Below are 7,397 nucleotides of genomic sequence, written 5' to 3'. Positions count from 1 at the left end.
GTAGGAAAGGTTTGGTTTACTTTCAGGATACGCTGGCTGGAGTGCTTGCGGAAACTGATGATGGTTACGAATTTACTTACCAGGCGAATTACTTAGAGAATAAGAACGCAAAGCCGGTAAGCTTAACGCTGCCATTGTCAACCCAGAAATATGAAAGTAAAGTATTGTTTGCTTTTTTTGATGGCTTGATACCGGAAGGTTGGCTACTGGATCTGGCAACAACGCACTGGAAGGTCAAAAGCAATGACCGGTTTGAATTATTACTATTAACATGCAGGGATGCAATCGGAGCTGTAACGGTTATTCCCGAAATAGATTAAGCTATGGCAAATTGTTGGTTTTGTTATCAGGATGCAGGTACATCGTCTTATCATGAAAAATGTTCAAGGCGATTTTTCGGTATGGCTAAGGTACCTGAGTTGGAATTGAATAATAAACTTTTGAAAACGTTGGCCGAACAGACCATCAACGAAAGGATCGCTGTGACCGGAGTTCAGCCCAAGCTTTCTGTTACCCTGGAAAAGACGAAGGGACACAACCGGCTGACAATTGTAGGACTTTGGGGAGAATACATACTTAAACCGCAGCATCCTGATTTTTCGGAAATGCCGCAATCAGAAGATTTGACCATGCATTTGGCGAGCCTGTTTAAAATGCCAACTTGTGATCATACTTTAATGGAGGCGTCAGACGGTAACTTGGTTTATCTGGCCAAGCGATTTGACCGGGTAAAAGGCCATAAAGTTCACATGGAAGATTTCTGCCAGATTTCTGAATTTTTAACGGAAAATAAATACAAAGGTTCTTACGAAAAGATCGGCAAGCTTATTCTGAAATATTGCACTCAAACTGGTTTTGATGCACTGACTTATTTTGAACTGGTGTTATTTTCTTTTTTGACAGGCAACAATGATATGCACCTGAAAAACTTTTCTGTGCTATATACGGACGAGGGAATAAATCTAAGTCCTGCCTATGACCTGCTCAATGTGAATCTTGTTAATCCACAGGACGATGAAGAGCTGGCACTGACAATGAATGGTAAAAAGAAAAGGATAAGGCTATCTGATTTTGATGTGTTGGCTAAAAGTATGAATATACCTGAAACCGCCGTTAGGAATACGTATAACAAATTTTCCTCCGGTAATAGGGAGGTTGGTGAAATGATTGAGGCATCATTCCTGAGCCTCGAAAAAAAAGCACTATACCTGGAAATTTGGAATAAAAAGCAACATTTGTTTAATTGACAAGCCGCAGTTACGCATTGTGGGTTTTTCCTCCTGGTGAGGAAAAACAAAATCCTTATTCCCTGCAGGCGCGAGGATAGCCCACGCCGGGATAAAAAGTAAAGGCTTATGATAAAAGAGTAGTTAGAAACTTACAAACCCTCCAGCCAGGAGGAAGCAAAGGACGCGTTGCGGGAAACCATGCAGGAGATCGCGCTGGCAGGTCTGTATCATAGCATCTTTCCCCTGTGGACTGATACATTTATAACCTGTTTAACAACATGAAATTATGCGCACCATATCATTACACTTTTTATCAAGAACACTACGATATATAGTTGACGCTATAGATAGCATTAACAAAAAATATTATGCACAAAAGAAAGCAAAACTGATATATGGGAAGCATGTCATTCAGGAAGGGCAAACTTTTAGTGAAAGTACTTTTTCTCATAAGTTAGCACCGGCTATTGAGCACATATTCGAAAGAGAAAACTGGCATATCGATAAATATTTTGAGACAGAGATCTCAAAACAGATCATATTCAGAAATGAGGAAAAAACAGAAACCTATGGACCGACCTTCAATCAGTTATGGGATGACGGCCCTGATGATCATGAACAATTTTACGCGAAGCCTGATATTGTGATCCATGCGGGAGCCGAGGACTTCCAAAAGAAGAATCAGTTGTTTATAGCAGAACTCAAAACTAACCCAAAACTAACTCAGAGCCAGTTTAACATAGATCTTTTTAAGACTGCAGTATATCATGATGACCTGGAGTTTGGGTATTCGGCGTTTATAATTATCAACCTTTCTGAAGATGATGTCAGGGATATGTACAACGCGTATTGTGCAAAAGGATATTATCTGTCCGGGAGAAAAGGGATGTATATTATTATTAAAAATGGCTATGAAAACCCCTCAAAAGTTTTTTCGATAAATTAAGCGCAGGAGCGTTATAATGTCATTGCCCCTCAATAGTTTCAGCGGATATTGGTTATGTATATTGTCAATTGAGGTTATGTAAATTGTAAGTTTGCCCTATGTAAATTGGAAGTTTGTCAATATCTGCTGATTACAAAAAGGCAAGGATTTTCCATTTTTGAAATCAAGGCACAGTTTTCAAAAGCCAACAAAACATCAGTAGTACCGAAATGCTTGTCAATTATATTGATCAGACACAGTCAGATTTGTACCATAATCATTCAAATTATGGCAACAGAAATTATCACAAAAGAAGACCTGAACGAATTCAGGGAATTACTACTAAATGATTTTAAATCCCTGCTGGCAGGTAAACCCATTCAGGAGCATACCAGATGGCTGAAAAGCTACCAGGTAAAGAACATGCTTAGAATATCTCCGGGAACATTACAAAACCTCAGAGTAAACGGCACAATCAGTTACACAAAAATCGGCGGTATTCTTTATTACAAATACGATGACATTCATCGATTGCTTGAAGGTAACCGGACAAAGAAATAAACTTACAAAGATTTTGATTTTTGCACTAAAGAAAAGCCCCTAACCTCGCGGCAAGAGGCTTTTCTTTTTTACTTGCAGCAGGAACCGCTGCCGCTACAATTCGGGTCTTTCTTCGCTTTCTCGCAACATTGTTCTTTCTGAACAGCTGCTTTTGCTTTCTTTCCTTTTTTGATGTTTCCGGCAGTAGCGATGCTTGCTACAGACAAGGCCATCAGGCCTGCCATAAGAAGTTTTTTCATATTCTTGTTTTTCCTAAAGACGGGGCTACTTTAAAAAAGACACAAGACTAACAGGAATGATTTTCCACGATGTTGCCGTAGTTGTCAAATTCATAGTTACAGCATTTCAGGATCGCGGCTTTGAGTTGCTGCCGCGCACGCTGTACACGGACTTTGGCAGCAGAAAGACTAATACCTGCCCTGATTGCCACTTCCTTGTGAGGCAAACCTTCGATATCTGCCAGTAATAATGCTTCACGGTAAATAGGCGACAACGCTTCGATCATGGGGCGCAGACAGCAGTCAGCCAGCTTCAGACTGCCGTCCCTGATCTCCGGATCGTGAACGGGCCGGTCAAAGTCCATCACTTCACGCAGTTCATATTTTAAGTTGCCCCGGTAGTGATTCATCACTTCATGATGCGCCATACGAAATAAGTATGATGGCAGGTTACGTGCCTTTTTAACCAGCTCCACATGACTGTCAATCTTCAGGTAGAGGTTCTGCAATATATCATTGCATTCCTCACTGTGATTTACTTTGTTGCAAACATATTGCTTTAAACCCTTATCAAATTGCTTCCAGATGTTTAATGTCTCGTTGTGCATATCAGTAAGCATTGCGTAAACGGTCAGCAAGTTCATCCGGCAAAGGACTATCTTCAATTGCTTTAGCCGCCAGTTCTACATCGTAAGGTACCCTGATAAAGTCCACATGGATTCCACCGTTGTCATTAACCGAACTGTTTTCATTTATAGTTAGCAGCACATAGCAGCCATTGGGGTTGCCATCTTTTGGTTTACCAACGGAACCGATATTGATAACGTGCTTAAAACTGCCTTTATCATTAATAATCCGGTGATAGGGCTTGTGCGAATGCCCTACACATAAGATATCCGCTTTAGCTTCGTTCATCATATCCAGTACATAAGTTTCGTCAGTATCTTCCAAAACATATTCATTGATACTGCGGGTACTCCCATGCGCCAATGCCACATTCAGATGATCATTATTTAGCTGGTATTCCAGTTTAATGTGTGCAGGCAAAGTATTAAGGTAAGCCCGGTTATCGGCTGACACCAGTTCATAAGCATAGCCTTTTGTTTTCAGGTCATGGTTGCCAGCTAAGGTAGCCATGCCCCGCCTGCGGATTTCCGCAATGACTTCGTTCGGCCAGATATTATAACCAATCAGGTCACCCAGGCAATAAACCGCGTCAGGTTTACGGCTATCCAGGTCTTTTAAAAAAGCTTCAAATGCYGGCAGGTTGGCATGTATATCAGAAAATAGCGCTATCGTCATTATCCGTTCCTTAACATATTTGCATATTCGTTCGGAAGCGGGCTGTCTTCCACCGCTTTGGCCGCTTTCTCGATGTCGTAGTCAAAGCGGATAAATTCCACCTTTACGCTGTCTTTATCTTTTACAGAACTGTTCTCGTTAATGTGYAGCAACACATAACCACCGCGCGGATCTTTATCTTTTGGTTTACCGACCGAGCCAATATTGATGGCATGACGATAATGCGTATCTTCTGTTATTTCAGTTGGCAGGATACGGTGATAAGGCTGGTGGGTATGACCAAAGCACATCACATCGGCATCGGCTCCTTCCATAATGCGTAGCATACTTTTTTCATCCCTGTCTTCAAACAGGTATTCGTTTACTTTACGGGGACTGCCGTGTACAAAAAGCACATTCAGTTTATCATTATTCAGTTGAAACTCTAAACGAATATGAGCAGGCAGGGTACGCAAATAAGCTCTTTGTTCATTTTTTACAACCTCGTTAGTATAAGCAATAGATACTTTGCCCATTGCTTTTTCTTCATCTGTTTTATAGGCACAGCCGCAATCGTCGCTGTGACGGCCAATGCCAAAATCGTAGTTTCCTGTAATACAGGGAATGCCCCGTTTACGGATCTCGTCAATGACCTCATTTGGCCAGATATTATAACCGACAAGGTCACCCAGGCAATAAATGGCATCAGGCTTTTGGATTTCTACATCAGCGAAGAAAGCCTCCAGTGCCGGCAAGTTAGCGTGTATATCAGAAAAAAGAGCAATCTTCATTATTGTATAGTAGTTAGCGTTTTGGTTTTAGAAGTATAATATTTTTTTCGGAAGTAGAAAGCAAGGTTAACTAAGGCGATCAGCGCAGGGACTTCTACTAATGGACCGATCACCCCGGCAAAAGCTTCGCCTGAATTGATCCCGAATACACCGATGGCAACAGCAATAGCAAGTTCAAAATTATTACCAGTTGCAGTAAACGCAATAGAAGTGCTTTTGGAATAATCCGCACCAAATGATTTGCCGATAAAAAAGCTCAGCACGAACATGATAGTAAAGTAGATCACCAACGGAATTGCTATCCGCAATACATCAAAAGGTATCTGTACGATCAGGGTTCCTTTTAAGCTGAACATCACTACGATGGTAAATAGTAAAGCTATTAGCGTTATGGGTGAAATGAACGGTACATATTTCGTTTGGAACCATTCTTCCCCTTTGAGTTTGATCAAAGTATAACGGCTGATAACGCCTGCGGCAAAGGGAATACCTAAGTAAATGCCCACGCTCTTGGCTATCTCTCCAATGGTAATATTAACTGCTAAACCTTTGAGTCCGAACAAGGGAGGTAATACCGTAATAAATACATAAGCGTAAACACTGTATAATAGCACTTGAAAGATGCTGTTCAAGGCGATCAGTCCGGCGGCATATTCCCGATTACCTTCGGCCAGTTCGTTCCATACCACTACCATCGCGATACAGCGGGCCAGTCCGATGAGGATCAGTCCTACCATGTAAGCCGGGTGGTCACGAAGTAGCGTAATAGCCAGTACAAACATGAGTATAGGGCCAACGATCCAGTTTAAGATCAGGGACGCACTTAATACTTTGGTATCCTTGAATACCTCACCCATATTCTCATATTTCACTTTGGCCAATGGCGGGTACATCATTAAGATCAGACCGATAGCGAGCGGAATATTAGTTGTTCCGCTGGAAAAAGAATTGATGAACCCCGATGACGAGGGAATAAAGTAACCGATACCTACACCTATGGCCATCGCCAGGAATATCCATAAAGTTAGATACCGGTCAAGGAAACTTAGTTTTTTTCGTTCGGCCACCGGGGCGCAGTTGTTTGCTGACATATTTGAAGTTCGTGTTTTAATGTGAAGTGAATATTAATAGTTCCAGTTATCTTTTATCTTATTAGCCACAAAGATCATTTCGGCTGCGATCAATTTTTCCTGCTGCTGGATTTGTTCATCTGTCGCGCCTGTAAGACCAGGGTATTTTAATTTAACCGCGAATTTGTCCGGGCTGCTCAGCAAAGACGATGCATCCTCATTCAACAGCACATGCACCGCCTGCGGGTTGGATGCTGAACTTTCAAAAGTAACAGACCCACCCTGGTCATTATATTTGGCATTCAGGCCACCATCAGTACCTACTTTAAAACCCAGTCTGGTCAAAGCCGGTGTTACCTTCTCCGATGGTGCAGCACCAACTGTGAATACCTTGACATCGTTAATGCCATTGTTCGCTAAAGCTGCTTTTAAGATAGCTTTCGCAAAGGGAGCACTAAAGCCGTCATTACTGATGAGTTCGATCAAAACCGGCTTCTTTTGACCTTTTGCTACAATGCCCATCTGCTGTATGCCGGTCAATAYGTCCTGTCGTTCGTAAGAAACAGGGTTGCTCTTTTTGATTTGTTTGAAAGATTGCACCAGTTCAGGATAAATAGAATCTGCCACCGGGGCGAAAGCCGAGCCTACTACCAGTAAGCCTGCTAAAAACACGTTGAATAAGGGTTTCATAATTTTAGGTACTATTTGGTTTTATTTCTGCGGTTTATGACTGGCTATTTCGCTGATGAATGTGCTTAGATGGCCCGTCATCGATTTAAAAAGTTCATGGTTCAGTTGGTAAAAAGTATGACCGCCACGGGTCATTTTCCTGATCAGTTTCATTGTTTTCAGGGCGTTCAGATGTTTTTCTTTTACCTCAGCTGCTAAGGGCAAGTCGTTAAACCGGCTATTGTCTACCCAATCCTCCTGTTCGAGGAGTATCCTGATGATGGTTACCCGCGCAGGTAAGGCCAGCGCTCTGGAAAAATTCGCCAGTTCAACATCCGGCAGATCAAATTTGTATTTAGCCTGTCCCATTACTTTAATTTTAAATCATTGCTTTATTGCTATTTAGCGATTAATATGATTCTAAAAAAAGCACAGTTTTCCTGTCTGTGCAAACCTTTCAGTTCTTTACATGATCCAGAACAAAGTCGGCTGCATAGACCTTGATCAGATCTCTTACCCGCCTGAACTCATCCATAACCTCTTCCTGTGTTCCTGTCGCCTTGGCCGGATCAGGAAAGTTCTCATGAAAACGCTCCACTTTGCCCGGAAAGAACGGGCAGGCTTCGTTTGCATTATCGCATACGGTGATTACT

At 41.9% G+C, this 7,397-nt stretch carries 12 protein-coding genes; 4 read left to right on the top strand and 8 right to left on the bottom strand.

Annotated elements, in window-relative coordinates; genetic code table 11:
* From AC1DPZ_RS18355 to AC1DPZ_RS18340, 4 genes are all read left to right on the top strand, one after another.
* Positions 1-320 (top strand): HipA N-terminal domain-containing protein (locus AC1DPZ_RS18355; RefSeq protein ID WP_477406048.1); only part of this gene is annotated, 320 nt, incomplete at its 5' end.
* An 81-nt stretch (positions 321-401) separates the two neighbouring features.
* Entirely contained in the window at positions 402-1,247 is an 846-nt protein-coding gene (locus AC1DPZ_RS18350; protein WP_477406046.1) for a HipA domain-containing protein, read from the top strand.
* Between the two features lie 268 nt (positions 1,248-1,515).
* A complete protein-coding gene (locus tag AC1DPZ_RS18345) occupies positions 1,516-2,175 on the top strand; it encodes a hypothetical protein (protein ID WP_477406044.1) in 660 nt (219 codons plus the stop codon).
* 267 nt (positions 2,176-2,442) lie between these two features.
* Positions 2,443-2,715 (top strand): helix-turn-helix domain-containing protein, encoded by a 273-nt coding sequence (locus tag AC1DPZ_RS18340; RefSeq protein WP_477406042.1) that lies wholly within the window; start codon positions 2,443-2,445, stop codon positions 2,713-2,715.
* Between the two features lie 68 nt (positions 2,716-2,783).
* On the opposite strand, the gene AC1DPZ_RS18335 is transcribed toward AC1DPZ_RS18340, so the two are convergent.
* From AC1DPZ_RS18335 to AC1DPZ_RS18300, 8 genes are all read right to left on the bottom strand, one after another.
* Entirely contained in the window at positions 2,784-2,954 is a 171-nt protein-coding gene (locus AC1DPZ_RS18335) for a hypothetical protein (protein WP_477406040.1), read from the bottom strand.
* 47 nt (positions 2,955-3,001) lie between these two features.
* Positions 3,002-3,541 carry a sigma-70 family RNA polymerase sigma factor gene (locus tag AC1DPZ_RS18330; RefSeq protein ID WP_477406038.1) on the bottom strand — a complete coding sequence of 180 codons (540 nt, stop codon included), beginning with the start codon at positions 3,539-3,541 and terminating at the stop codon, positions 3,002-3,004.
* A gap of 1 nt (position 3,542) precedes the next feature.
* A complete protein-coding gene (locus tag AC1DPZ_RS18325; RefSeq protein ID WP_477406036.1) occupies positions 3,543-4,235 on the bottom strand; it encodes a metallophosphoesterase family protein in 693 nt (230 codons plus the stop codon).
* Entirely contained in the window at positions 4,235-5,005 is a 771-nt protein-coding gene (locus AC1DPZ_RS18320) for a metallophosphoesterase family protein (RefSeq protein WP_477406034.1), read from the bottom strand. The genes AC1DPZ_RS18325 and AC1DPZ_RS18320 overlap by 1 nt, the downstream gene beginning before the upstream one ends.
* Positions 5,005-6,096, bottom strand: coding sequence for an ACR3 family arsenite efflux transporter (gene arsB / locus AC1DPZ_RS18315; protein WP_477406032.1), 1,092 nt, complete (start codon positions 6,094-6,096; stop codon positions 5,005-5,007). Before arsB ends, AC1DPZ_RS18320 begins: the two co-directional genes overlap by 1 nt.
* Before the next feature lie 33 nt (positions 6,097-6,129).
* Positions 6,130-6,765, bottom strand: a complete 636-nt coding sequence (locus AC1DPZ_RS18310; RefSeq protein ID WP_477406030.1) for a hypothetical protein — start codon at positions 6,763-6,765, stop codon at positions 6,130-6,132.
* 21 nt (positions 6,766-6,786) lie between these two features.
* Positions 6,787-7,113: a hypothetical protein gene (locus AC1DPZ_RS18305; RefSeq protein ID WP_477406028.1), complete on the bottom strand. Its 327-nt coding sequence runs from the start codon at positions 7,111-7,113 to the stop codon at positions 6,787-6,789.
* Positions 7,114-7,201: 88 nt separating this feature from the next.
* Positions 7,202-7,397 (bottom strand): low molecular weight phosphatase family protein (locus AC1DPZ_RS18300; protein WP_477406026.1); only part of this gene is annotated, 196 nt, incomplete at its 5' end.

The organism is Mucilaginibacter sp. P4_G9, assembly GCF_056400985.1.
Note: the sequence above shows the minus strand (reverse complement) of the source record. Positions and strands in the feature narration are given on the sequence as shown.

What these genes read in the sequence shown, in the direction of transcription:
- AC1DPZ_RS18350 (WP_477406046.1), top strand. Translation starts at nt 402, where the DNA reads ATGGCTAAGGTACCTGAGTTGGAATTGAATAATAAACTTTTGAAAACG.
- AC1DPZ_RS18345 (WP_477406044.1), top strand. Translation starts at nt 1,516, where the DNA reads ATGCGCACCATATCATTACACTTTTTATCAAGAACACTACGATATATA.
- AC1DPZ_RS18340 (WP_477406042.1), top strand. Translation starts at nt 2,443, where the DNA reads ATGGCAACAGAAATTATCACAAAAGAAGACCTGAACGAATTCAGGGAA.
- AC1DPZ_RS18335 (WP_477406040.1), bottom strand. Translation starts at nt 2,954, where the DNA reads ATGAAAAAACTTCTTATGGCAGGCCTGATGGCCTTGTCTGTAGCAAGC.
- AC1DPZ_RS18330 (WP_477406038.1), bottom strand. Translation starts at nt 3,541, where the DNA reads ATGCACAACGAGACATTAAACATCTGGAAGCAATTTGATAAGGGTTTA.
- arsB (WP_477406032.1), bottom strand. Translation starts at nt 6,096, where the DNA reads ATGTCAGCAAACAACTGCGCCCCGGTGGCCGAACGAAAAAAACTAAGT.
- AC1DPZ_RS18305 (WP_477406028.1), bottom strand. Translation starts at nt 7,113, where the DNA reads ATGGGACAGGCTAAATACAAATTTGATCTGCCGGATGTTGAACTGGCG.